Here is a 23792-nt window from a genome sequence, read left to right as displayed (position 1 = left end):
GGAGGGCGGCCCCGGCCGGGACCGCCCTCACCACACCCATACCCGCTGCTCCAGCGGTCCTCAGACCTGGACGCGGCGCTCGACGACGTCGAGCAGTTCGGCCAGCGCCTCCTCGCGGGAGATGCCGTTCTTCTGCGAGCCGTCGCGGTACCGGAAGGAGACGGTGCCGGCGGCCATGTCCTCGTCGCCGACGATGACCATGAACGGGACCTTCTGCTTCTGGTGGTTGCGGATCTTCTTCTGCATCCGGTCGCCGGAGGCGTCCACCTCGAAGCGCAGGCCCTTGGCCTTGGCCTCCTTGGCGAACTCCTGCAGGTACTCGACGTGGCCGTCGCCGATCGGGATGCCGACCGCCTGGACCGGGGCCAGCCACGGCGGCATGGCGCCCGCGTAGTGCTCCAGCAGGACCGCGAAGAAACGCTCGATCGAGCCGAAGAGCGCGCGGTGGATCATGACCGGGCGCTGACGCGTGCCGTCGGCCGAGGTGTACTCCAGGTCGAACCGCTCGGGCAGGTTGAAGTCGACCTGGATGGTCGACATCTGCCAGGTGCGGCCGATGGCGTCCTTGGCCTGGACGGAGATCTTCGGGCCGTAGAAGGCCGCGCCGCCCGGGTCCGGGACCAGCGGGAGACCCTGCTTCTCAGCGGCCTTGCGCAGCGTCTCGGTCGCCTCCTCCCAGACCTCGTCCGACCCGATGTACTTCTCCGGGTCCTTGGTGGAGAGCTCCAGGTAGAAGTCGTTCAGGCCGTAGTCGCGCAGCAGGTCCAGCACGAAGGTCAGCAGCGAGTCGAGCTCGTCCGCCATCTGCTCCTTGGTGCAGTAGATGTGCGCGTCGTCCTGCGTGAAACCGCGGGCGCGGGTCAGGCCGTGGACCACGCCGGACTTCTCGTACCGGTACACCGTGCCGAACTCGAACAGGCGCAGCGGCAGCTCCCGGTAGGAGCGCCCGCGGGCGTCGAAGATCAGGTTGTGCATCGGGCAGTTCATGGGCTTGAGGTAGTAGTCCACGCCCTCGTCGAGCTGCATGGGCGGGTACATGCCGTCGGCGTACCAGTCCAGGTGGCCCGACTGCTCGAACAGGGTGCCCTTGGTGGCGTGCGGCGTGTAGACGAACTCGTAGCCCGCCTGCTCGTGCCGCTTGCGCGAGTAGTCCTCCATGGCGCGGCGGATGATGCCGCCCTTGGGGTGGAAGACCGCGAGGCCGGAGCCGATCTGCTCCGGGATGGAGAAGAGGTCCAGCTCGGAGCCGAGCTTGCGGTGGTCGCGCTTCTCGGCCTCCTCCAGGAAGTCGAGGTACGCCTTCAGCTCGTCCTTGGACGGCCAGGCGGTGCCGTAGATGCGCTGCAGCATCGGGTTCTTCTCGCTGCCGCGCCAGTACGCCGCGGCGTTGCGCATCAGCTTGAAGGCCGGGATCAGCCGGGTGCTGGGCAGGTGCGGACCGCGGCAGAGGTCCTTCCAGCACAGGTCGCCGGTCTTGGCGTCCAGGTTGTCGTAGATGGTCAGCTCGCCGCCGCCCACCTCGACGTCCGCGCCGTCCTCGGAGGAGGCGGAGCCCTTGAGGCCGATCAGCTCCAGCTTGTACGGCTCGCTCGCGAGCTCCTCGCGGGCGGCGTCCTCGGTCACCACGCGGCGCTGGAAGCGCTGGCCGCGCTTCTGGATCTCCTGCATCTTCTTCTCGATGACCTTGAGGTCCTCGGGAGTGAACGGCTTCTCGACGTCGAAGTCGTAGTAGAAGCCGTCCTTGATGGGCGGGCCGATGCCGAGCTTGGCGTCCGGGAAGACCTCCTGGACGGCCTGGGCCATGACGTGCGCGGTGGAGTGGCGCAGGATGTTGAGGCCGTCCTCGCTGGTGATCTCCACCGGCTCGACCTCGTCGCCGTCGACCAGCACGTAGGTGAGGTCCTTGAGCTCCCCGCCGACCTTGGCGGCGATGACGGCGCGCTCCCCCGGGAAGAGCTCGGCGGCCGTCGTGCCCGTCGTCACCACGCGGTCTTCCCGGTCGGGTTCGCGATTGATGATCACACGGACGTCCGACACCGGACTCTCCTGACTCTCGGTTCCTCGTGGAAGGGCAGCGGTGTGCGCTGCGATCACGATGGTACCGACCCGGTGGACGCCCTCGTGCAGGGATCAGCCCCGGCTCATCCCGCGTCGCCGTCCGAGCTGTCGTCCGTGCCCTCGTCCGAGCTGTCGTCGGCTCCGTCGTCCGAGCCGTCCTCGGCCGCGCCGCCCAGGCGCAGCGTCTTCGCCAGGCGGTCACGTTCGGCCTCGTCGAGTTCGACGATGGCGACGTCACGGGCGCCCGTGATCTTGCGGAAGCCGCCCTTGCGCTCCAACAGGCCGCGCAACCGGACGGGAGCGCCCTCCAGATGGGCGGTCACGGCGGTGCGGTAGTCGCGGTCGCCGAGGCGGACCCGGACCTCCTCGACGTCCGCGCCGCTCAGCACCCGCAGCCGGACCACGCCCTCCGCTCCCGGCACCGCCCGCTTGAGCCGGACCACGGCGCCGGTCAGGGCGACGTCGACGGCCGGCTCGCTGCGTTCGAGCCGGGCCGCCGCCGCCTCCAGGGCCGGCAGGTCGCCCGGCGAGAAGTCGACGACGAGACGCCGGTTGCCGAATCCGTGCGGCACGCCGACCTGCGCCGACCAGTGCAGGCCGACCTGCGCGCCCTCGCTGCCGCGCACCAGGTGGGCGACCGAGCCGACCAACTCCCGGCTGAGCCCGAGCCGGACGCCGTTGTCGAACGCGTCGGTCTGGCCGGTGGCCCGCTGCAGGTCGATCGCGTCCCGCAGCGTCTCCAGCGCGCGGACCAGGGTGGTCGTGGTGAGCCGGTCGGCGGGCGCGGGGCTGTAGGCGGTGAGCAGCCCGGCGCCGGTGCCGGGCGCGACGACCAGGACCCGGTCGACGTACTCGGCGGCGTAGGCGTCCAGTCGCGCGCCGAAGTACGCCGCGCGCGCCTGCCCGGCCTTGGCCGCCGCCGCGAGCATGGCGGCGGCGGCCGAGCGCAGTTCGGCCTCTGCGCCCCAGGCCACCGCTCCGCCGACGCCGGGGACCTCGCGTCGCCAGTGGATCTCGTCGCCGGGAACCAGCAGCGCGGCCAGGATGGCGCGGGCCGACGGGACGCCGGAGCGGGCGAGGGTGAGCACGGCCTCCTCGATCAGGTCGAGGCTGTCGTCGAAGTGACGGTCGCCGGGGACCAGCAGGCTGGTGTCCGGCTCCAGGTCGTCGGGCGCGGCCCAGCGGCTGTAGCGGCCCTGCGCGCCGCCCTTGCGGATCCAACCGTGCCGGGCGAGCAGGGTGGTGAGCACGGCGGGGTCGACCCGTCCGGGGTCGGGCAGATCGGGTTCGGCAGGAGGCAGCAGGGTGCGTCCGCCCCGGGCTCGCACGGCGGCGCGGGCCACGGGAGTCACGGAATCTGCCTGGGTGTCCTGCCGCCTGGCTGTCACGCGTGCCCTCCCGAGCCGGTGGAGTGCCCGTGAATCGGGATGATCACGGCCGGTCGCCCGCCCCCACACGCGCCATGATGGCGCACAGCGCGCGGTCGTCGAAGACCTGCTCCGTCGGTATCCGGACATTCGTCCGCCGCCTGCCGGTGATCGGATGTCCCGCCAGGTTGACCCAGTAGCAGCAGTGCCGCAGCTCCAGCCGGTCCGGGCGGGCGAGCAGCCACTGGTCGACCTGACGGGGCGCCAGCATCACCACCAGGATCTTGTGCACGGCGACCCGGGGGTGGGCGAGTTTGCGCAGGTGGTCGTTGTCGAGGGTGAAGCTGAAGTGCGGTCCGGCCGGGTTCGGCGGGATCTGCGCGGTGCATTTGAGCTGGACCTTGATGGTGACCTCGTCGTCGACCAGGTGGGCGGAACTGCCGTGGCTGAGATGCCAGTCGATCCCGTTGTCCGGGAAGGGTGAGGCGAGGGCACAGCCCGCAGCGGCGGCCACGGCATGGAGATACCCCACCTGCAGCGTCTCCATGCAGGAGGTGACGGCGAGTTGGCCGCGAAGAGATCGCCCGTCCGGCGCGGCCGGTTCGGGCCAGGTAGTTGCCATCGGTACCGCTCCGGTCCAGACGACGGGCGGATCCGCCCCGTTTCGGACACCCCGTCAACTTCGGTCTTTCCCGGACCGGATGGCGCGAAACAAGGGAGTAGCTGAACATCTGCGACAAGAGGATTGAATGCGGAAAGTGACCGGGTATCACCCAGGTGTGAACCGTTTCTGCCATCCGTCGAGATCACAGTGACGGAGCGGTGACGGAGAGAGGGAAGACAGGGGGACGGTGATGACGCTCTGGCACGAAGGCCCACTCGCATCCTTCGACACCGAGACCACTGGCGTCGACGTCGAACGCGACCGGATCGTGACAGCCTCCCTGGTGCTGCAGGACGCACCGGGCGGCGAACTACGGCGGCTGGACTGGGCCGTCGACCCGGGTCTGCCGATTCCCGCGCAGGCCACGGCGGTGCACGGACTGACCGACTCCTGGGCGCGCGAGCACGGCCGGGCGCCGGGAGTCGTGGTGGAGGAGATCGCGCGCGCCCTGGCCGAAAGCACGCGCGCCGCACGGCCGTTGGTGGTGATGAACGCCCCCTACGACCTCACCCTCCTCGACCGCGAGCTGCGCCGCCACCGCAGTCTGACGATCAGTCACTACTTCTCCGGCACACCGCTGTTGGTGCTGGACCCGTGGGTGCTGGACAAGCATCTCGACCGCTACCGCAAGGGCCGCCGGACGCTGACCGCACTGTGCGCGAGCTACGACGTCCCGCTGACCGACGCCCACGACGCCGGCGCCGACGCCACCGCGGCGATGGAGCTGACCAGGGCCATAGCGCGTCGCCACCACGGCCGCCTGGAGGGGCTGACGACGGCGGAGCTGCATCTGCGCCAGGCCGTCTGGCACGCGGCACAGGCACGCGGACTCGAACAGTGGTTCTCGCGCAGCGGCACGCCCGCCTCGGTGGACCCGGCCTGGCCGCTGCGCCTCCCACTGGAGCAGGCGGCGTGAGCTTGACGAACGTGAGCCTGACGAAGAGGAGCGGAAACGACTGAAGGCCCCTCAACTGAGGGGCCTTCAAGTCCTGCACGGGTGGGCGATACTGGGTTCGAACCAGTGACCTCTTCGGTGTGAACGAAGCGCTCTCCCACTGAGCTAATCGCCCGGGCACGCAGAGAACATTAGCACTGCCTGGGCCGATGCCAGAAATGCATACCCCGTACCCTCGCCGTTCGACTCGAACGATTCGAACACCAGTGCTAACTTGGTCGTATGGCCACCGCACTGCTGCTCATCGACGTCCAACGCGACATGCTGCTCACCCCCTCCGTCGCCGCGTCCCTGCGCGCACTGCTCAGTCGGGCCAGAAACGCGGGCGCGCCCGTCGTCCACGTACGCAGCGACGACCAGCAGTTGCTGTTCGGCTCCTGGCGCGGGGAGGCGGTGGTCGACCGCACCGACGAGAACGCCTTCCTCGGCAGCGCCCTCACCGAGGCGTTGCCTCCGGGCACGCGGCTGGTGGTCGCCGGAGTCTGGAGCGAGCACGCCGTCTCGGCCACGGTGACGGCGGCGCTCGGACGCGGCTACCGCGTGGTGCTCGCCTCGGGCGCCCATGAGGGGTTCAAGCCCGAGGCGGCGCGGCAGACGGAGGACGAGCTGGCGGCGGCCGGCGCGGTGATCGCCGACGCGGACGCGGTCCCGTTCAGCTGACGGCCCTCGTCTTCCCTGACATCGGGCTCCCCGACACAGCACTGCTCTGACCGGGACACGCCGAAGGCCCGCAGGTCGTCGACCTGCGGGCCTTCGGTCCGGGGTGGGCGATACTGGGTTCGAACCAGTGGCCTCTTCGGTGTGAACGAAGCGCTCTCCCACTGAGCTAATCGCCCGGGTGCAGGGAAAACACTACCGCATGCCGACCCCTGCTCCGGCACCGCTCCGGCCCGTTGCGCCGGGGCGCGGCCACAGCTGTGCCCGTCGGCCGAAAGCTGGCCGAAAACTGTCCCTGGACGAACCGCGAAACGGCTCCCACCAGCCGCTTCGTGTGACTCCTGTGACGCCTGTGACAACTGCGCCAGATGGGGTATCCGGAGCGCACTAATCCGGACAGAGGGGTTTACACCGGGCCTAACGGTGGGATGGTCCGTTCGCCGACGTGCGATCCCCGAGCGCACACTGAGCGAAAGGCCTTGGCGCTTATGAACACCACGGTCAGCTGCGAGCTGCACCTGCGCCTCATCGTGTCGAGCGAGTCTTCTCTCCCCGTTCCGGCGGGGCTTCGCTACGACACGGCCGACCCCTATGCCGTGCACGCCACCTTCCACACGGGCGCCGACGAGACCGTCGACTGGGTGTTCGCCCGCGACCTCCTCGCGGAGGGGCTGCACCGGCCGACCGGGACCGGCGATGTCCGTGTCTGGCCCTCACGCAGCCACGGACAAGGAGTCGTCTGCATCGCGTTGAGCTCTCCCGAGGGAGAAGCCCTGCTGGAAGCCCCGGCGCGTGCGCTGGAGTCCTTCCTCAAGCGAACCGACGCCGCGGTCCCCCCCGGGGACCGAGCACCGGCACTTCGACCTCGACAGGGAGTTGAGCCACATCCTGGCCGAGAGCTAGACCATGCGCTGACCTCGCACAGCGCAGCACCTACAAGCGCAAGCGTGCTACTCGGGGGCACGCGGCGCAGCACGGCACGTCGCTGCGGCCCGGTGATGGAGACCCCATCGCCGGGCCGCTGCGGCTTTTCCAGGTCCTGTACCCGCCGGTCGTCCCTTGTGTCGACGCGCGTCACCAGCCCGTCCGGGCATGTCAGCACCGGCAATGGTGTCGTCATGACCTTGACGCGTCACGAACGGTAGAGTCCTCGCCAACCAGTCGGCCCCAACCACGCGGCCGAACCGTCGGGCCACGGAGAGCCAGGAGCCCCGCCGTGCTGATCACCCACGACACCGAATGCGCGCTCGACGCACTGGTCGAGCTGCTCAACACTTCCCCCGAGGCCTGCGGCCAGGAGGCACTGCCGGACCTCCCCGCCCTGCGCGGCTTCGTGGCCAATCGTGAACTGAGCGACGTGGGACGGCTGACCGCCGCCGACCTCGACGCGATCCGCCTGCTGCGCGCACGCTTCTGGGAGGTGCTGGGTGCCGCGACCGTCCAGGAGGCGGCCGAGCTGCTCAACGGCCTGATCGCCCGGGCCGGCACCACCCCCCGACTGACCGACCACGACGGTCACGACTGGCACATGCACTACTTCGCCCCCGGCGCGGCGCTGGCCGACCGCGTGGCCGCCGAGTCCGGGATCGCGCTGTCGCTGGTCCTCGTCGCGGGCGAACGCGAGCGGCTGCGCCGCTGCGAGGCCCCCGACTGCGTCCGGGTCTTCGTCGACCTCTCCCGCAACCGCTCGCGCCGCTACTGCGACAGCCGCACCTGCGGCAACCGCCTGCACGTGGCCGCCTACCGCGCACGGCAGCGCGTCGCTCCCCCGCCGGAGGCAGAACTCGGCTCCGCACGGGACGCGGCTTCGGCCTCGGCCTCGGCCGTGACGACGCAGGAGACGCCCGGCGTCGGCGTCAGGACGTGAGCGACGGCTCCACCGGGAGGGCGCGCGAGGGAACAGCGGCCCCGGCGGAGTCGGTGCGTCCGCTGGAGCTCTTCTTCGACCTGGTCTTCGTCTTCACCATCACCCAGATCGCCGGGCTGCTCGCCGCCCACCCCGACCTCCTCGGGCTGGCCCGCTCGGCGCTGCTGCTGGCGCTGATCTGGTGGATGTACGGAGGCTACGCCTGGCTGACCAACGCGCTCGACCTGGAGCGGACCGGCCCGCGCCTGCTGCTCCTGCTCGGCACGGCCGGGTTCTTCGTGATGTCCATGGCCGTGCCGCGCGCGGCCGAACCGGGCCCGTGGGGGCTGGTCTTCGGCGCGGCGTACCTCGTCGTGGTGCTGGTGCACACCTTCGGCTTCCTGGGCACCTCCGGGCATGTCGGAATCACCAGGATCGGACCGATCAACGTCGTCAGCGCGCTGGTGGTGCTCGCCGCCGGAGCGGTGCCCGCGCACGAGCGCGCGTGGGTGTGGGCGGTCGCCGTGGCGATCGAGTGGATGACCCCGTTCCACAGCGGCGTCGGCGGGTTCAGCGTGGGTGTCGGGCACTTCGTGGAACGGCACGGGCTGGCCGTGATCATCGTGCTCGGCGAGTCGGTCGCCGAGGTCGGCGCGGCGGCGACGCACGAGGACCGGCTGACGGCGGTGCTGGTGGGCGCGCTGCTGGCGCTGGCCGCCAGCGCGGCGATGTGGTGGCTCTACTTCGACCGCGAGGAGGAGGACAGCCTGGCCCTGCTGGAACGGGTCCCGGCGCAGCGGCGCCCCCGGGTGGCGGTCCTCTCCTTCGGTTACGCGTACCTGTTCGTCGTCTTCGGCATCGCCGTCTCGGCGGTCGGCATGCAGGAGGCGATCGACGCGTTCACTGAGCCGCTGCACGGCCTGCCCGCCGCGATGCTGCCGCTCGGGACCGCCCTGTACCTCGGTGGACTGGCCTACTTCCACTGGACCTTGGCCGGACGCTGGCCGGTGCCGCGCCTGGCGGCCGCGGTCGTGGTGCTCGCGGCGGGCGTGCCCGCGCTGCGCTGGTCCGGGGGCTGCGCGGGCCTGGCGGTGACGGCCGCCCTGCTCGTCGGCCTGATCCTGTGGGAGCGGACGCACCAGAGCCAGCAGGCGTGAGCCTGGTCAGATGCCCCGGCGCTTGAGGATCTCCTCGATGTCGGAGAAGTCGCCCAGGTCCGTGCCGGTGGACGCGCCCGACTTGCCGGAGGACTTGGCCGGAAGCGCCTGGTTGCCACCCGCCGGGCGTCCGGCGGTGGCCGCCGGGGCGGACTGCTTGGCGGCGACCGACGACGCCCCCGTGCCCTTCGCCTTGCCCCGCCGCAGCCGCCAGCCGGTGCTGAACAGCAGCACGACCGCCATGCCGAGCATCACGACGCCCACCCAGACCCGGGGGTCGAAGACCAGGTGCGTGGCCCAGCTCGCCAGCGAGTGGCCGATCTGCCGGAAGACCGTGATCAGGCCGGTCAGCCAGAGCCCGGTCGGGATCAGGGCGACGGCGAGCCAGCGGATCCCCGACCGGAACCGGCCGCGCGTCGCGGTGAGCACCGCGAGCACGACGCCCACGGCCGAGAGTGCCATGCAGATGATGCCGGTCATGATCGGGCTCTCCTTCTGCCGCCGGGATGCCGTCGGTGATGCCCCCGGGCTACGGGCGTCATAACCATCGTGCCCATAAATGGGAGACTTGCGAGCATGACCGAAAGTTCCTCGGGCGCGTCCGCGTCCCCCGCCCAGCCCGTCAAGACCGTCGAGTTCTGGTGCGAGCTCCAGTGCCCGGACTGCGCCACCGCGCTCGACGACGTCCGCGCGCTGCGCGCCGCCTACGGCGACCGCGTGGAGATTGTGCTGCGCCACTTCCCGCTGGAGAAGCACAAGTTCTCCTTCCAGGCGGCCGAGGCCGCCGAGGAGGCCTTCGCGCAGGGCAAGGGCTGGCCGTTCGTGGAGGCGGTGCTGGCCCGCACCGAGGAGCTGGACCGCAACGGGCTCAAGCTGCTGCTCGCCGTCGCGACGGAGCTCGGCCTGGACGCCGAGGAGATGGACACCGCGCTGATCGACGGCCGCCACAGCTTCACCGTCGAGGCGGACCACGCCGAGGGCAAGGCCATCGGCGTCAAGGGCACCCCGAACTGGGTCGTCGGCCGCGAGCGCCTCGACGGCAGCAAGAGCCAGGACGGCCTGCGCGATCGGCTCCTCGCCCTGCTGGGCGAGTAGCAGCCTTCGGCCCGCAGGCCGGACCGGGACGCGTCCGGTCAGCCTGCGGGTCGGGTCCAGCTTGCGGGCCGAAAGCCCGAACGCCGACAGACTGAGCGGCTTCAGAGCAGTGGCTTGCCCAGCACCCAGCGGGTGGTGCGGTAGCCCAGCGACTCGTAGAGCCGCTCGGCCGGGGTGTTCCCGGCATGGACGTTGAGGCCGAGGCGGTGCTGGCCGGCAGCGAGGGTGAGGCCCTCGGCGAGCAGCATCAGCGACCGACCGTGGCCGCGACCCCGGTACGCCTCGTCCACCAGCACGTCGTAGACCCACGGCGGTCGGCGGTCCGTCTCGGAGGTGTTGATCCAGAGCGCCCCGACCGGGACGCCGTCGACGGTCAGGCGGCTGATCACGGTGTCCGGGGTGTCGAGGCCCCGGCCGAGCATGGCCGCGTGGTCGGCCGCGCTCTTGGCCCGCGCCTCGTCCGGCGTCATCCCCGCGCCGACCAGCAGGGCGACGTACCCGGCCGACTCCTCCGCCAGCCAGACCGGGTACTCCTCCGCGGTCATCGCCCTGCCCACCGTTCCGGCGGGCAACTGCGGTGCGGTGTCCGGGAGTTGCTTGACCATGTTGCGGGCGGCCGGGACGTAGCCGAGGCCCGCGATCCAGCGGATGGCACGCTCGGGCTGCGGCGAGCGCTCCGGCAGCACCGAGAGCTCCGCGCGGCGGCAGCCCCAGGAGCGCAGGATCTCCTCGGCGGCCAGGACGGCGATCGTCCCTCGCCCCCGGCCGCGATCCGGCTCGTCCACCGCCAGGTTGATCAGCACGCCCACGTCACCAGGCGCCACGCGCAGTCCGACGCCGCCGACCGACCGTCCGTTGACGCAGATCGCGTAGTCACGCCCGCGCCCGCCGAGCGGCGACCGCGTCTCGGGGCCGGTCGGGCGCAGCGTCGTCGTCATCACGGCTCCAGGTCGGCGGCGGCGCGGGCGGCGAAGATCTCGCTCACCTTGGCGGTCACCGGGCCCGGCGCGCCGGGCAGTTCGCGCTCGTCGACCCGGGAGACGCCCTGGACGTCGCGGAGCGTTCCGGTCAGGAAGACCTCCTCCGCCTCCTGCAGCACCTCGTACGGGAGGTCGGCCTCCTCGGCGTCGGTCCACTCCAGCACCAGCGCGCGGGTGATCCCGGCCAGGCAGCCGGAGGAGAGCGGCGGGGTGAGCAGCCGACCGCCGACGACCACGAAGACGTTCGAGGCCGTGCCCTCGCAGAGCCTGCCCGCCGTGTTGGCGAGCAGGGCCTCACCGGCGTCGTGCTGGTGGGCCCGGGCCAGGGCGACGACGTTCTCGGCGTAGGAGGTCGTCTTGAGTCCGGCCGTCGCACCGTGTTCGTTGCGCCGCCACGGGACGGTGACCACGGCGGTGGCGCCGGTCCGCCGGACGGTCGGGCCGAGCGCGACGACGAGGGTGGACGCCGCCTCGCCGCGCTCCGAGCCGAGCGGCGCGAGGCCGCCGGTGTAGGTGATCCGGAGCCGCCCGAGCTCCGTCGGGTTGGCCTCCAGCACGGCCGCGCAGGCGCGTTCGACCTCGGCGCGGTCGGGGGCGGGCAGTCCGAGGCCGCGTGCGGAGCGCTCAAGCCGGTCGATGTGGCGGCGCAGCGCGAAGGGGCGGCCGTCGGTCGTCTTCACCGTCTCGAAGACGCCGTCGCCGACGGTCATGCCGTGGTCGAGGACCGAGACCGTCGCCTCCTCGGCGTCCTGGAGCCGGCCGTTGACCCAGATCTGCACGGTGGCACTCCTCACGCTTCACGCTCAACTCGTCACTGCCGCATGCACTGCGACCGCTCCGGGCGCACCCGTCCCTGCATGCTCTCAGTTCGGCACCTGCGCCGACTCCGTTTCCGACGCTATCGCGACCAGGCGGGACGCCTTGAGTTCCGTCTCGTCCCACTCGCGGTCCGGATCGGAGCCCCAGGTGATCCCGGCTCCGGTGCCGAACCGCACGCAGGGCCCGTCCGGATCCGCCCGGTCGACCCAGAACGTACGGATGCCGACGGCGAGTTCGCCGATGCCTCGGTCCGCGTCGACCCAGCCGACCGCGCCGCAGTAGGGCCCGCGCGGCGCCGTCTCCAGCGCGTCGATGATGCGCAGCGCGCTGCTCTTGGGCGCTCCGGTGACCGAGCCGGGCGGGAAGGTCGCCGCCAGCAGCTCCGGCCAGCCCGCACCGGGACGCAGCCGCCCCTCGACCAGCGACACCAGATGCACCAGGCCCGGGTGCTTCTCCACCACGCACAGCTCCGGCACGGTGACGCTGCCGGTGACGCAGACCCGGCCCAGGTCGTTGCGGACCAGGTCGACGATCATCACGTTCTCGGCGAAGTCCTTCTCCAGCAGATCGGCCTCGGTGCGGCCGGTGCCCTTGATCGGACCGGAGCGGACGACGTCGCCCTCCCGGTGCAGGAAGAGCTCGGGTGAGGCGGTCGCCACCTCGACGCCGTGGTCGGGCAGCCGCACGGTGCCCGCGTAGGGGGCGGGGTTGCCGTGGGCCAGGCGCGCGGTCAACGCGTCCACGTCGGCGCGGGACGGGTCCGGCAGCGGCGCGGTCAGCACGCGGCAGAGGTTGGCCTGGTAGACCTCGCCCGCGGCGATGTACTCACGGATCCGGCGGACGCCCGAGGTGTAGGCGTCCCGGTCGAGCGAACTGTGCCAGTCCTGGGGAGCCGGGCCGAGCCAGCCGCCGGGTTCCGACGGCGGGATGTCGGGGCGGACGTCCGCGAAACGGGCGCAGGTGATCCGCCCCTCGAAATCGGCGACCACGGCCCAGAAACCGGACCCGTCCAGCACCGCCGGATCATTGCTGACCTCGCACAATCCGGTGGCGACCCGGCCGGCGAACCGGGCCATCGGAACGGACGACGGAAGCGAGTGGATCACGGGCGCTCTCTGCCTTCTGCGGGACGTACGGCAGGCGGAAGTCTAGGTCTCCGCAGGCTGGAGCGCCTGTGGGGAGGACCGCCGACTACGGCACGCAGGTGGATACGGAATTTGAGCTGGGCCCGGAATCCGCTAGAGTTCAACACGTCGCCGGGACGCGGACCGCAGAAAGTAAGCGGAAAGCCGACCGGAGATCACGCGGACGTGGCTCAGTTGGTAGAGCATCACCTTGCCAAGGTGAGGGTCGCGGGTTCGAATCCCGTCGTCCGCTCGGAAGGAAGATCGCTTGTCGGTCTTTTCCTGGTGGAGTGGCCGAGAGGCGAGGCAACGGCCTGCAAAGCCGTGTACACGGGTTCAAATCCCGTCTCCACCTCCATGCGCGATTAGCTCAGCGGGAGAGCGCTTCCCTGACACGGAAGAGGTCACTGGTTCAATCCCAGTATCGCGCACTGCCCCTTCGGGGGTGTGCAGCACGGCACGACCTGGCAGTACCGCAGTACCAGCACCACCGGCAGTACCCCCGCGCGATTAGCTCAGCGGGAGAGCGCTTCCCTGACACGGAAGAGGTCACTGGTTCAATCCCAGTATCGCGCACTGCTCCTCCGGGAGCGGGCACCACAGCATGATCCGGAGCAGTACCCCCGCGCGATTAGCTCAGCGGGAGAGCGCTTCCCTGACACGGAAGAGGTCACTGGTTCAATCCCAGTATCGCGCACCGAAGAAGGCCCCCAGGCTGAGCCTGGGGGCCTTCGCGTTGCCCGTCTCGGAGGTCGCCGAAGGGGCAGCGTGCGAGCACCGCGCCCGGGCTGCCCTCACCGACAGACCGGACACGGCACCCGCCGTTCTCGGGGACGGCACAGGGCCGTCGGGACGGGCCTCAGTGGCCCATCAGCTGCACCACGGTGTTCGCCTGCAGGGCGAACTGGTGCCAGGCGCCGAACGCGTAGGCGAGCAGCGCCGCGACCGGCAGGGCGATGGCAAGCGCGACAAGCGGGTTCCTCGTGCCCTCGGGCGACCTGCGCCGCCGCGCCGGGCCCTCCGTCTGCATCGCCATCGCCAACTCCCCCATCCGCCTCTTCGTCGTCATGCCCGTCACCGTCGTCGTCCTTACTCGTGTAACCCCAGCGCGCGGACGGAGCCGGTCTGCTGAGGGCGGCAGGCGGAGAACCTCGGGGGACGAGCGTCCCGCCCACCGCACACAACCACCGTATGACTCCCCGCATTCCCGGTCGTCATGCCGACGCAGGGTCCTCGGTGCATCCCCGAGGAGGACCCGCCCGCCGTGGATCTCGTCCCCGAGGTGGAGAAGGCCCCGGCCGAACCCTCAGGGAGAACCCTGAGTCCGCCTCTCGGGTGCGGCTGCGTTGCGTATCAGCACACCGGCGGCGCGAGTCCGTAAGCTGTGCCCTGGCAGACGGCGCGAACCGACCGGACGGGCGGACCGGACGACCGTAGGACGAACGACAGACACACGACAGACGCACGAGACACAGATCAGCACCCGCCTCACGGCGGCGATCTGACGGTGGGACGGGACGGCAAGGTGGCGATGATGCGGCTCCGACGGGAGGACCCGCGGCTCGTCGGCCCCTACCGGCTGCACCGCCGTCTCGGCAGCGGCGGGATGGGCGACGTCTACCTCGGCGCCGACCGCAAGGGCCAGAAGGTCGCCCTCAAGCTGATCCGGGCCGAGTTGGCCGAGGACCAGGAGTTCCGCACCCGCTTCGCGCGTGAGGTCGCCGCCGCCTCCCGGATCCGCGGCGGCTGCATCGCCCGGCTCGTCGCCTCCGACATCGACGCCGAACGTCCGTGGCTGGCAACGGTCTACGTCCCCGGGCCCTCCCTCTACAAGCGGGTCGGGGACGACGGTCCGCTGCCCTGGCCCGAACTCGCGGCGGTGGGCGCGGCGCTGGCCGACGGCCTGTCCCAGGTCCACGACGCGGGTGTGGTGCACCGCGACCTCAAGCCGTCCAACATCCTGCTCTCGCCCAAGGGCCCGCGGATCATCGACTTCGGCATCGCCTGGTCCAGCGGCGCGAGCACACTGACGCACGTGGGCACGGCCGTCGGCTCCCCCGGCTTCCTCGCGCCGGAGCAGGTGCGCGGCGTCGGTGTGACGGGCGCCACGGACGTCTTCTCGCTCGGCAGCACGCTGGCCTACGCGGCCACCGGGGACACCCCGTTCGGCTCCGGCAGCTCGGAAGTGATGCTCTATCGGGTCGTCCACGAGGAGCCGGATCTGACGGAGGTTCCGGCGGCGCTGGCTCCGCTGATCCGCGCCTGCCTGGCCAAGGATCCGGCGGACCGGCCGACCCCGGCCCAGGTCCACGACAAGCTGCGGGAACTGGCCGCGCGCGGAGCCGCGATCGGCCGCAGCATCGCGACGCCGGCGCAGCACCCCGCGCGCCCGCAGCGCGACGGGCACGAGGCGCAGCAGGACACCCTCCCGGACACACAGCGCGACTCGCGCGCCCGCCCGCACGACCCGCACCGCGATCCGCAGCGGGACCAGCACCGGGACCCTCAGCGTGAGGCGCAGCGGCAGGCCCAGCGCGAGGCGCAACGTGAGGCCCAGCGGGACGCCCAGCGGATGGCGGGGTCGCCGCGCGACGCCCGGCGTCCCGGCGTGCGGGAGGGGCGTCCGCAGGGGGCACGTCCCGGCGCGCAGGCTCCGCGTGCGGGCGCGGAGTCGGGCGCGGGCGCCGCGTCCGGCGCGAGTGCGGGAGCTGGAGCCGCGGCGGCGACGGGATCCGCCTCCGGAGCGGCGTCCGGAAAGGCGTCCGGATCCGCGTCCGCCGCTGCCCGCCCGTCCGGGGCCCGGCGTCCGGCGTCCGCGACGGCACGTGAGCCGCAGCCCACGCCCGCGCGCCGTCCCGCGCCCCCGCGTGGAGCGCAGCGCACGCCCCCGCCGAACCGTCCGGCCAACCGGCCCGCCAACCGTCCCGGCGGTCCTGCCGCGCGGCGGCGGTTGCTGCGGCAGCGCCTGATCGTCTTCATCACCGTCACCGTCGGCGTGGCGCTGGCGATCGCCACCGCCCAGGGCTGCGAGAGCCGTTCGCCCAAGGGCTCCGCCCCGGCGAGCCCGGTGGCCGCGCAGGCGACGGCCTCCGCCGGATCCGTCGCCCAGGACGCGTCCCAGGGGCTGGTCGCGATGTCGGCCGGTGACCCGTCGACCCAGACGGTCACCGCGATCGACTGGGGCGGGCGTTCGTACCAGGACCCCGCCGACGGCTCCCGGATCGACCTGCGCGCAGGCCACGGCACCGGGCCCGGCTCCCCGGTCACCCTGACCACGGTGCTGCCCGCCCGCTATCTGGGCCGGCCCGCGGCCGTGGTCGTGCTGACCCGCCGGGTCCAGGCGGTGCCCGAGGACATGATCGAGCTGTACCAGGTCACGTCGAGCGGCGACCCGGTGCTGCTGGCCGCGCACGCCTCGACCGGCAACCCCAACGGCAACAGCAGCTGGCAGATCCAGAACGGCGCGGTGGTCCGCGCGGAGAGCACCCCGGCGACCGGCACCCGCACGGTCAGCACCACCCGCTACACGGTCGCCGCCAAGGGCACCATGACGGAGACCTGGCCGGGAAGCACGGCGGCGTCCGCGCCCGGCGTCGCCTCGCCCACCACCTCGGCGTCCGGCTCCGCCACCACCACTGCCGCTGCCACGGCGACCGGCACCGCCCTGGCCGCCGACGGCTCGCCCTCCGCCTCCGCGACGCGGGGCTGAGCGGCGGGACGGGCGTGGTCCCGGGCGAACTCCCCTGGCAGGGCGGGCTTTCCGCGCTGCTGCCGGACGAGCTGGTCGACGTGCCGTACGTCGGCTCCTGCTACCCCGGCTCCCCCGCCGTCGCCGACCGGCCTGAACTCGCCGAAGGCGCGAACTGCCAGCTCTACGCCTATGCCGTGCTGGCCCATTTCGGGCTGCGGGTACCGCCGTTGCGCTCCAGCGACCTGTGGTCGGACGACACGGCCACGACCGTCGTCGCGACCGCCCGACCGCTGGACCTGCTCCTCTTCGGCCCGACCGCCGACCCCTACGGCGCCCACGTCGGCGTCTGCCTCGCCCCGGACCGCGTCCTCCACCTCTGCCGCGAGATCGGCCGACCGGCCGTCTGGTCCCTTGCCGACTTCCGGGCGCGCGAGCGCTACCGGGTGCTGATCGGCGTCAAACGCGTGGCCGAGCCGGGCGGACGGAGAGAGACTCGGAGGACGGCCCAGCACGAGGAGACCCACCCATGACCACGCCGGTTGCAGGACCCCACCCCGCGGACCCCGTCGACTTCCGCCCCGCGACGACGCTGGTCGGCCACGTCGTCCGAGGTGTGCGCGACGAGCAGCTCGACGCGCCGACGCCCTGCGGCGGGATCACCGTCGCCGCGCTGCTCGACCATATCGACGGCCTCTGCCTCGCCTTCGCCGCGGCGGCCCGGAAGGAGCAGCTGCCCGACGGGGGCCGGGCCAGGACGCCGGACGCGTCACGGCTCGGCGACGACTGGCGCGACCGCCTGCCGGAGCGGCTCGACGCCTTGGCGGCGGCCTGGGAGCCGACCGAGGCCTGGACGGGCGTCACCACGGTCGGCGGGCTGGACCTGCCCGCGGAGATCGCGGGCGCAGCCGGGCTGGACGAGGTGCTCGTCCACGGCTGGGACCTGGCCGCCGCCACCGGGCAGCCCTTCCCCGCGCACGACGGCACCGACGACCCGGCGATCAACGCCGCCTACGCCTGGGCCTGGTCCATCGCCGAGCAGAACCCGGCAGGACTGCCGGGCCTGTTCGGCCCGCCGGTCACCGTGCCGAACGACGCGCCACCGCTGCACCGCCTGCTCGGCGTGACCGGCCGCGACCCTGGCTGGGCTGCGGCCGACCGTTAGCGCCCAAGCGGACGTGTCCTACCGTCGCGTGGCGTAGAAGGCGACGGCGGAGGCCGCCGCCACGTTGAGCGAGTCGACGCCGTTGGCCATCGGGATGGTGACCCACTCGTCGGCCGCACGCAGAGCCGCCGTGGAGAGGCCGCTGCCCTCCGTGCCGAAGACCAGCGCCAGGCGCTCGTGCCTGCGGGCGACGAACTCGTCCAGCGGGATCGCCCGGTCGGCGAGGCAGAGGGCGGCGATGGTGAAGCCCTCGTCGCGCAGCAGCGTGAGCCCGTCCGGCCACGGGTCGAGGACCGCGTAGGGGAGGCTGAGCACCGCGCCCATCGACACCTTGACGGAGCGTCGGTAGAGCGGGTCCGCGCAGCGCGGGCTGAGCAGGACCGCGTCGACGCCGAGCGCCGCCGCGTTGCGGAAGGCCGCACCGGTGTTGGCGTGGTCGACCAGGTCCTCGAAGACCGCGACCCGCCGCGCCCCGGCCAGCACGTCCTTGACCGACGCGGCGGGCTTGCGCTGCATCGACGCGAGCGCGCCGCGGTGCACGTGGTAGCCGGTGACCTGCTCGGCGACGGCCGGGGTGACCGCGTAGACCGGGGCCGGGACCTCGTCGATGACGTCCTTCATCTGGTCGATCCACTTGGCCGACAGCAGCATCGACCGCATCCGGTACCCGGCCAGCCGGGCACGCCGGATCACCTTCTCGCCCTCGGCGATGAACAGGCCCTCCGCCGGCTCGCGGCGGCGGCGCAGTTCGACGTCGGTCAGGGCGACGTAGTCGTGGAGGCGCGGGTCCTCCGGGTCCTTGATGGTGATGAGCTCGGCCACGGGTCGATCCTGCCCGCTACGGCTCACGGTGCCAAGGCGACGACGTCACCGATCACGACGACGGCGGGCGGCCGGATGCCCTCGGCCTCGACGACGGCGGCGACGTCGGCCAGCGTGGCCCGGACGACGCGCTGCGCGGCGGTGGTCCCCTCCTGAACCACAGCCACCGGCGTCTCCGGCGCGCGGCCGCCCGCGACCAGCGCGGCGGAGATGGCGCCGATCCGCTCGACGGCCATCAGCAGCACCAGGGTGCCGCGCATCTTGGCGGCGGCGTCCCAGTCGACCAGCGAGCGCTCGTCCTCGGGCGCGACGTGGCCGGAGATGACGGAGAACTCGTGCGTCACGCCCCGGTGCGTCACCGGGATCCCGGCCGCAGCAGGCACGCTGATGGAGCTGGAGATGCCGGGCACCTCGACGACCGGCACGCCCGCCTCGGTGCAGGCGATCAGCTCCTCCATGCCGCGCCCGAAGACGTAGGGGTCGCCGCCCTTGAGCCGGACCACGAACTTGCCCGCCTTGGCAAGCTCGATCAGCGCGTTGTTGATCGCCTCCTGGGCCATGTACCGGCCGTAGGGGATCTTGGACGCGTCGATCACCTCGACGTGCGGCGGCAGCTCCTCAAGCAGCTCGCGCGGGGCGAGCCGGTCCGCGACGACGACGTCGGCCTCGGCGAGCAGGCGGCGGCCCTTCACGGTGATCAGGTCCGGGTCGCCCGGTCCCCCGCCGACGAGCGCGACCCCGGCCGTGCGGCCGCGGTGGTGTGCGGCGGCGAGGCTGCCGTCGCGCAGCCCGCCGATGATCGCGTCCCGCAGCCCCGCGGACCGGCGTGGGTCGCCGGAGAGCACGGCCACGACCGTCCCCTCCTGCCGCCCGCTGGCGGGCGTCCACGCCGAGGCGGCGGACGCGTCGTCAGCACGCGAGCAGAAGACGCGGAGCGTCTCGGCGTGCGCCGCGGCGGTGGCGTTGGTCTCCGGGTCGGAGGTGGCGATCAGCGCGTACCACGCGTCCGCGAGATCACCGGGCAGGTAGCCGCGCTGCTCCCAGCGCAGCTCACCGGCGTCGGCCATCGCCTGCACGGCGGGCGTCGTCTCCGGCGCGATCACGACCACGTCGGCGCCCGCGTTCAGCAGGGCCGGCAGCCGCCTCTGGGCCACCTGTCCCCCGCCGAGCACGACGACCCTGCGGCCGGCCAGTCGCAATCCGACGGGGTACGGCGGGGTGGTGTCGTCGTCGAGCGGGGCGGTGGGCATCAGTTGCACTCCGGAGAACGTGAGAACGGCGAAGGGAACAATCAGGGGCGCGGGGAACTGCGCGAGAAACCCACCCGATGCGGATGGCCCTGCTCGATCAGCGACTCACCACACAGGGTGGCTTGTCACGCAGTTCCTCGCGCCCCTAGCGTGCTGCAACCACATGCGGCAGCAAAAGGTGACCCACCGCACGTTCCCATGCAGAAGCGATTCTGCCGCCCGTCAGGGCGTCAGTGCTTCTCGGTGACCCCGGCCGAGTCGAACGTGGCGACGTCGTGCATCGCCCGCGCCGCCGACTGGACCAGCGGCAGCGCCAGCAGCGCACCCGTGCCCTCGCCGAGACGGAGGTCGAGGTCGATCAGCGGACGCAGACCCAGTTTCGCCAGCGCCGCCTTGTGACCCGGCTCCGCCGAGCGGTGGCCCGCGATGCACGCGGCGAGCACCTCGGGGGCGATCGCCTTGGCGACCAGCGCCGCCGAACCGGCGATCACGCCGTCCAGGATCACCGGCGTGCGCAGCGACGCCGCGCCCAGCAGGAAGCCCGCGATGGCCGCGTGCTCCAAGCCGCCGACCGCCGCGAGGACACCGATCGGGTCGGCCGGGTCCGGACGGTGCAGCTCCAGGGCCTGACGGATGACGGCGACCTTGCGGGCGTGCGTCTCGTCGTCGATGCCCGTGCCGCGACCGGTGACGACCGCCGGGTCCTCGCCGGTGAAGACGCAGATCAGCGCCGCCGCCGCGGTGGTGTTGGCGATCCCCATGTCGCCGGTGACCAGCGCCTTGTTGCCCGCCGCGACCAGGTCGCGGGCGGTCTCGATGCCGACCTCCAGCGCGCGCATGGCCTCCTCGCGGGACATCGCGGGGCCCTGCGTCATGTCGGCCGTGCCCGGACGGACCTTGCGCGGCAGCAGGCCGGTGGTGCGGCCGGACTCGATCGCCGGGGGCAGCTCGGAGGCGACGCCCACGTCGACCACGCAGACCTCGGCGCCCAGCTGGGTGGCGAACGCGTTGACGACCGCGCCGCCCGCCAGGAAGTTGCCGACCATCTGCGCCGTGACCTCCTGCGGCCACGGGGTGACGCCCTGGGCGTGCACGCCGTGGTCGCCCGCGAAGACCGCGACGCACGCGGGCTCGGGGATCGGCGGCGGGCACTTGCGGGAGAGGCCGCAGAGCTGAGCGGAGATTATCTCCAGCATGCCCAGCGAGCCGGCCGGCTTGGTCATCCGCTTCTGCCGGTCCCACGCCTCGCCGAGCGCCTTGGCGTCCAGCGGGCGGATGCCGCGCAGGGTCTCCTGCAGCACACTGTGCGGCTCCTCGCCCGGCAGGGCGCGGCGGCCGTAGGTCTCCTCGTGCACCACCCAGGAGAGCGGACGCTTCTTCGCCCAGCCCGCCTGCGCGAGCTCCGGCTCGTCGGGGAACTCGTTGACGTAGCCGACGCAGAGGTAGGCGACGACCTCCAGGTGGTCCGGCAGGCCGAGCTCGCGGACGAGCTCCTCCTCGTCGAAGAAGCTGACCCAACCCACACCGAGGCCCTCGGCACGCGCGGCGAGCCAGAGGTTCTCCACCGCGAGCGCGGCCGAGTACGGCGCCATCTGCGGCTGGGTGTGACGGCCGAGGGTGTGGCGACCACCGCGGGTACGGTCGGCGGTGACGACGATGTTGACCGGGGTCTCCCGGATCGCCTCGATCTTCAGTTCCTTGAACTGCTTGGCGCGGCTCTTGGGGAGGGAGTCGGCGTAGACGTCGCGCTGACGCTCCGCCAGCTCGTGCATCCGGGCCCGGGTCTTCGCGGAGCGGATGACCACGAAGTCCCAGGGCTGCGAGTATCCGACGCTGGGCGCGGTGTGGGCGGCCTCCAGGACGCGGATCAGCACCTCGTGCGGGATCGGGTCGGTGCGGAAGCCGTTGCGGATGTCGCGACGCTCACGCATGACGCGGTGGACCGCCTCGCGCATGTCCTCGTTGTAGGCCGGTGCTGCTTCGCCGTCCACCTCTTCGTCCTCCGCTTCGTCGGCGTCCTCGGCATCCTCGACCGCCTCAGGCTTCGCGTCCGCCTCGACGGCGGCCACGGGCTGCTGCGCCTCGGGCTGGGTCTCGGCGTCGGCAGCGACCGTGACGGCGTCCGGCTCAGGCGCGGCGGCGGGCTGCGCGGCCTCCACCGGCTGCTCCGGCTGCGCGGCCTGCTCGGCGGCGGCCTGGGTGTCGGGCTCCGGGGTCGCGTCCTCGGCCGGTTCCGGCTTCGCCTCGGCGGGCTGCTCGGGCGCGGTGACGGCCTCGGGCTGGGCGGCGTCAGCGGGGGCCTCGGCGGCAGCGGGCTCGATCACGATCGGGGCGCCGACAGGCGCCTCGACGGCAGCAGCGGACTCGACGGGGGTTTCGGCGACGGTTTCGACGGCGGGCTCCACAACGTTCTCGACGGCCGGCGACTCGGTCGGGACGTCGTTCTGGTTCACGATCTCGTTCACGTGCTCGTTCGCCTGCTCGGCGACAGCAGCCTGCGGCTGCGTCTCGGCCGGGGCCTCGGACGTGGCGTCAGGCTGCACGGCGACCGGCTCCGGGTCGACGGTGAGCACACCGGTGCCCTGCGCGGTGACCTCCGGCTCGACCGGGACGGCCGGAACCTCCACCGGTGCACCGGACGGCGGCGCGATGAAGCTGGCGATCCGGCTCTGCGGACCGTCAACGCGCGCGCCCTGCGCCGGAATCACCGCCTCCGCGACGGGAGCCTCGGCGACGGGCATGGCCGTCGGCTCGTCCCTCGCCGGCACCTGGGCGGGCTGCTCGACCTGCTCCGGCTGCTCCGGCTGGTGCACCACGGGTGCCTCAGGCGCGACCGGTGCCGCGACGGCCTCGGCGTGCTGCTGCGCGGACGCGGCGTTGCCGCCCAGCGTGCTCTCCGGGGACGGCATCTGCGGCGGGACGATGGGCGTGGGCATGGCGGTCGCCACGGCGATCGGCGCGCCTGCCTGAGCCTGCGTCGGGTCGACCAGGGCCTGAGCGTGGTCCTGGACCTGGACCTGGACCTGGACCTGAGCGTGGGCGGGCTCCGCTGCGGCGGTCTGGTCGAGGTACTCGGGCGCACCGTTGGTGGCACCGGCGGGAACCGGAACCACCGGCACCGGGATGCCGTGCGGCGGCGTACCGGACGGAAGACCGGAGTTCGCGCCGCTGGGCCCACGGTCGGCCAGCGAGCGGACCGGGACCTGGCCCGTCATCAGGGACGGGTCGGGGATGGGCGGACCGGCGTGCAGCGGACGGCGCTGCGCCTGCTGCTCCGCGACGCCCGGACCCGACGCCTGCGCCTGCTCGACGCCGGGCTGGGCCTCGGCCGCGTACGCCGCCTGGGCGTCGGGCTGAACGTCCGGCTGGAACTCCGGCTGCGCCTGCACAGGTGCCTGCGCCATCGCCTCGGCCGGGACGCCGTTGAGCACGTCCGGGATGGCCTCGGCGTGCAGCACGGGCGGCGCGACCGGCGGCCAGGACGGCGCGGGCGCACCGGCGTGCTCCTGCGCGTACGCGACGTCACCCGTAGGCGTGGGCTCGGGCACGACGGGCACGACCGGGGCGACGGGCGCGACCGGCTCCACGGCGTACGGCACCGGATCGGCGTGAGGACCGGTCAGCGGCTCGTTGAACAGCTGCGGCAGCGGGTCCGTCAGCGGGTCGATCATCTGGCCGGGGCTCGGAACCTGCGCCGCGTGGGCCGCGAGCCCGGACGGCTCAGCGAGCACCGGCTGCTGGAGGTACATCTCCTGACCGGGCACGCCGCCCTGGAAGTGCGCCGCCTGCATCGGCTGCGCGGCGTGCGGGATCTGGGCGGACGGCGGGACCGGCGCGGCGTGCGGTGCGGGCATCGGCGCGCCCTGACCCCTCACCGTGGCCTCGTTCCAGGCGTCCTGCGGACCGGGCATGAGCAGCTCCTCCTCGTCGTCCACTTCGTCGAGGAAGGTGTACGCAGGGCGGCTGTCCGCCTGCGGCACCTGCTCCGGCTCGGCGCCCGAGACCTGCCCCCCGTTCGGGACGTTGCCGGATTCGCTCATGTCACTGGCTCCTTCCAGGGCCGCCTGGCGTGCGCGGCGACGCGGTCCACGACCGCGACACCCACCGTTCCGGTCCTCGCCTCGCTGCGGTGGGCCGGAGAGCAC

General features: G+C 72.5%; 17 protein-coding genes, 7 tRNA genes and 3 pseudogenes. 14 read left to right on the top strand and 13 right to left on the bottom strand.

The annotated features are described in order from the left end of the window. Nucleotides 1-60: 60 nt before the first annotated feature. The 3 genes from thrS to I2501_RS11435 form a co-directional block, all read right to left on the bottom strand. Nucleotides 61-2037 (bottom strand): threonine--tRNA ligase, encoded by a 1977-nt coding sequence (thrS, locus tag I2501_RS11445; protein WP_196193805.1) that lies wholly within the window; start codon nucleotides 2035-2037, stop codon nucleotides 61-63. A gap of 104 nt (nucleotides 2038-2141) precedes the next feature. Then, nucleotides 2142-3410, bottom strand: coding sequence for a hypothetical protein (locus I2501_RS11440; protein WP_196193804.1), 1269 nt, complete (start codon nucleotides 3408-3410; stop codon nucleotides 2142-2144). A gap of 79 nt (nucleotides 3411-3489) precedes the next feature. Continuing rightward, nucleotides 3490-4047, bottom strand: a complete 558-nt coding sequence (locus I2501_RS11435; RefSeq protein WP_196193803.1) for a DUF4365 domain-containing protein — start codon at nucleotides 4045-4047, stop codon at nucleotides 3490-3492. A 232-nt stretch (nucleotides 4048-4279) separates the two neighbouring features. On the opposite strand from I2501_RS11435, the gene I2501_RS11430 reads away from it, so the two are divergent. Then, a complete protein-coding gene (locus tag I2501_RS11430) occupies nucleotides 4280-5005 on the top strand; it encodes a 3'-5' exonuclease (protein WP_196193802.1) in 726 nt (241 codons plus the stop codon). An 82-nt stretch (nucleotides 5006-5087) separates the two neighbouring features. Here the strand turns inward: I2501_RS11430 and I2501_RS11425 are convergent. Beyond that, nucleotides 5088-5159: transfer RNA gene (locus I2501_RS11425), tRNA-Val, on the bottom strand. A gap of 107 nt (nucleotides 5160-5266) precedes the next feature. On the opposite strand from I2501_RS11425, the gene I2501_RS11420 reads away from it, so the two are divergent. Continuing rightward, nucleotides 5267-5704, top strand: coding sequence for an isochorismatase family protein (locus I2501_RS11420; protein WP_196193801.1), 438 nt, complete (start codon nucleotides 5267-5269; stop codon nucleotides 5702-5704). Nucleotides 5705-5808: 104 nt separating this feature from the next. On the opposite strand, the gene I2501_RS11415 is transcribed toward I2501_RS11420, so the two are convergent. Continuing rightward, nucleotides 5809-5880 (bottom strand) — tRNA-Val (locus I2501_RS11415). A 309-nt stretch (nucleotides 5881-6189) separates the two neighbouring features. Here I2501_RS11415 and I2501_RS11410 point away from each other — a divergent pair. The 3 genes and pseudogenes from I2501_RS11410 to I2501_RS11400 all read left to right on the top strand — a co-directional run bounded on the left by I2501_RS11410 (nucleotide 6190) and on the right by I2501_RS11400 (nucleotide 8704). Continuing rightward, nucleotides 6190-6604 (top strand): annotated as a pseudogene (locus tag I2501_RS11410) (SsgA family sporulation/cell division regulator). Between the two features lie 313 nt (nucleotides 6605-6917). After that, nucleotides 6918-7466 (top strand): annotated as a pseudogene (locus I2501_RS11405) (CGNR zinc finger domain-containing protein); the annotation flags it as partial. Nucleotides 7467-7564: 98 nt separating this feature from the next. Further along, the gene (locus I2501_RS11400; RefSeq protein WP_196193799.1) at nucleotides 7565-8704 is read left to right on the top strand and encodes a low temperature requirement protein A; all 1140 of its coding nucleotides are present in this window, start codon (nucleotides 7565-7567) and stop codon (nucleotides 8702-8704) included. Nucleotides 8705-8710: 6 nt separating this feature from the next. On the opposite strand, the gene I2501_RS11395 is transcribed toward I2501_RS11400, so the two are convergent. Further along, nucleotides 8711-9184 (bottom strand): hypothetical protein, encoded by a 474-nt coding sequence (locus tag I2501_RS11395; RefSeq protein ID WP_196193798.1) that lies wholly within the window; start codon nucleotides 9182-9184, stop codon nucleotides 8711-8713. 96 nt (nucleotides 9185-9280) lie between these two features. Between I2501_RS11395 and I2501_RS11390 the strand changes: the two genes are divergently transcribed. After that, on the top strand, nucleotides 9281-9799 hold the full coding sequence (locus I2501_RS11390; protein WP_196193797.1) for a DsbA family protein: 519 nt from the start codon (nucleotides 9281-9283) through the stop codon (nucleotides 9797-9799). A gap of 101 nt (nucleotides 9800-9900) precedes the next feature. On the opposite strand, the gene I2501_RS11385 is transcribed toward I2501_RS11390, so the two are convergent. From I2501_RS11385 to I2501_RS11375, 3 genes are all read right to left on the bottom strand, one after another. Then, the gene (locus I2501_RS11385) at nucleotides 9901-10737 is read right to left on the bottom strand and encodes a GNAT family N-acetyltransferase (protein WP_196193796.1); all 837 of its coding nucleotides are present in this window, start codon (nucleotides 10735-10737) and stop codon (nucleotides 9901-9903) included. After that, the gene (locus tag I2501_RS11380; RefSeq protein WP_196193795.1) at nucleotides 10737-11558 is read right to left on the bottom strand and encodes an aminotransferase class IV; all 822 of its coding nucleotides are present in this window, start codon (nucleotides 11556-11558) and stop codon (nucleotides 10737-10739) included. Before I2501_RS11380 ends, I2501_RS11385 begins: the two co-directional genes overlap by 1 nt. 84 nt (nucleotides 11559-11642) lie before the next feature. After that, nucleotides 11643-12674 (bottom strand): chorismate-binding protein, encoded by a 1032-nt coding sequence (locus I2501_RS11375; RefSeq protein WP_196194127.1) that lies wholly within the window; start codon nucleotides 12672-12674, stop codon nucleotides 11643-11645. A gap of 228 nt (nucleotides 12675-12902) precedes the next feature. Between I2501_RS11375 and I2501_RS11370 the strand changes: the two genes are divergently transcribed. The 5 genes from I2501_RS11370 to I2501_RS11350 all read left to right on the top strand — a co-directional run bounded on the left by I2501_RS11370 (nucleotide 12903) and on the right by I2501_RS11350 (nucleotide 13419). Next, nucleotides 12903-12975, top strand: a tRNA-Gly gene (locus I2501_RS11370). Nucleotides 12976-13006: 31 nt separating this feature from the next. Continuing rightward, nucleotides 13007-13080 (top strand) — tRNA-Cys (locus I2501_RS11365). Between the two features lies 1 nt (nucleotide 13081). After that, nucleotides 13082-13153: transfer RNA gene (locus I2501_RS11360), tRNA-Val, on the top strand. Nucleotides 13154-13226: 73 nt separating this feature from the next. After that, nucleotides 13227-13298: transfer RNA gene (locus I2501_RS11355), tRNA-Val, on the top strand. Nucleotides 13299-13347: 49 nt separating this feature from the next. Beyond that, nucleotides 13348-13419 (top strand) — tRNA-Val (locus I2501_RS11350). A 162-nt stretch (nucleotides 13420-13581) separates the two neighbouring features. Here I2501_RS11350 and I2501_RS11345 read toward each other — a convergent pair. Continuing rightward, nucleotides 13582-13791 carry a hypothetical protein gene (locus tag I2501_RS11345; protein WP_196194181.1) on the bottom strand — a complete coding sequence of 70 codons (210 nt, stop codon included), beginning with the start codon at nucleotides 13789-13791 and terminating at the stop codon, nucleotides 13582-13584. A gap of 465 nt (nucleotides 13792-14256) precedes the next feature. On the opposite strand from I2501_RS11345, the pseudogene I2501_RS40915 reads away from it, so the two are divergent. From I2501_RS40915 to I2501_RS11330, 3 genes and pseudogenes are all read left to right on the top strand, one after another. Further along, nucleotides 14257-15067 (top strand): annotated as a pseudogene (locus I2501_RS40915) (serine/threonine-protein kinase); the annotation flags it as partial. Nucleotides 15068-16445: 1378 nt separating this feature from the next. After that, nucleotides 16446-16943, top strand: a complete 498-nt coding sequence (locus I2501_RS11335) for an NlpC/P60 family protein (protein WP_408022722.1) — start codon at nucleotides 16446-16448, stop codon at nucleotides 16941-16943. After that, complete coding sequence (locus I2501_RS11330; protein ID WP_196193794.1) at nucleotides 16940-17575, top strand: TIGR03086 family metal-binding protein; 636 nt, start codon at nucleotides 16940-16942, stop codon at nucleotides 17573-17575. The genes I2501_RS11335 and I2501_RS11330 overlap by 4 nt, the downstream gene beginning before the upstream one ends. An 18-nt stretch (nucleotides 17576-17593) precedes the next feature. On the opposite strand, the gene I2501_RS11325 is transcribed toward I2501_RS11330, so the two are convergent. From I2501_RS11325 to cobT, 3 genes are all read right to left on the bottom strand, one after another. Next, nucleotides 17594-18397, bottom strand: a complete 804-nt coding sequence (locus tag I2501_RS11325) for a TrmH family RNA methyltransferase (RefSeq protein ID WP_196193793.1) — start codon at nucleotides 18395-18397, stop codon at nucleotides 17594-17596. A 23-nt stretch (nucleotides 18398-18420) separates the two neighbouring features. Next, complete coding sequence (cobA, locus tag I2501_RS11320) at nucleotides 18421-19647, bottom strand: uroporphyrinogen-III C-methyltransferase (protein ID WP_196193792.1); 1227 nt, start codon at nucleotides 19645-19647, stop codon at nucleotides 18421-18423. Between the two features lie 230 nt (nucleotides 19648-19877). After that, nucleotides 19878-23687, bottom strand: a complete 3810-nt coding sequence (gene cobT / locus I2501_RS11315) for a nicotinate-nucleotide--dimethylbenzimidazole phosphoribosyltransferase (RefSeq protein WP_196193791.1) — start codon at nucleotides 23685-23687, stop codon at nucleotides 19878-19880. Between the last annotated feature and the right edge of the window lie 105 nt (nucleotides 23688-23792).

This window comes from Streptacidiphilus fuscans (assembly GCF_015690355.1).
Lineage (GTDB): Bacteria > Actinomycetota > Actinomycetes > Streptomycetales > Streptomycetaceae > Streptacidiphilus > Streptacidiphilus fuscans.
This window is presented reverse-complemented; position numbering and strand designations above follow the sequence as displayed.

Bases quoted from the DNA above. Each gene is read 5' to 3' on its own strand.
- I2501_RS11435 (WP_196193803.1), bottom strand. From the start codon at position 4,047: ATGGCAACTACCTGGCCCGAACCGGCCGCGCCGGACGGGCGATCTCTT.
- I2501_RS11430 (WP_196193802.1), top strand. From the start codon at position 4,280: ATGACGCTCTGGCACGAAGGCCCACTCGCATCCTTCGACACCGAGACC.
- I2501_RS11420 (WP_196193801.1), top strand. From the start codon at position 5,267: ATGGCCACCGCACTGCTGCTCATCGACGTCCAACGCGACATGCTGCTC.
- I2501_RS11395 (WP_196193798.1), bottom strand. From the start codon at position 9,184: ATGACCGGCATCATCTGCATGGCACTCTCGGCCGTGGGCGTCGTGCTC.
- I2501_RS11390 (WP_196193797.1), top strand. From the start codon at position 9,281: ATGACCGAAAGTTCCTCGGGCGCGTCCGCGTCCCCCGCCCAGCCCGTC.
- I2501_RS11385 (WP_196193796.1), bottom strand. From the start codon at position 10,737: ATGACGACGACGCTGCGCCCGACCGGCCCCGAGACGCGGTCGCCGCTC.
- I2501_RS11375 (WP_196194127.1), bottom strand. From the start codon at position 12,674: ATGGCCCGGTTCGCCGGCCGGGTCGCCACCGGATTGTGCGAGGTCAGC.
- I2501_RS11345 (WP_196194181.1), bottom strand. From the start codon at position 13,791: ATGACGACGAAGAGGCGGATGGGGGAGTTGGCGATGGCGATGCAGACG.
- I2501_RS11330 (WP_196193794.1), top strand. From the start codon at position 16,940: ATGACCACGCCGGTTGCAGGACCCCACCCCGCGGACCCCGTCGACTTC.
- cobA (WP_196193792.1), bottom strand. From the start codon at position 19,647: ATGCCCACCGCCCCGCTCGACGACGACACCACCCCGCCGTACCCCGTC.
- cobT (WP_196193791.1), bottom strand. From the start codon at position 23,687: ATGAGCGAATCCGGCAACGTCCCGAACGGGGGGCAGGTCTCGGGCGCC.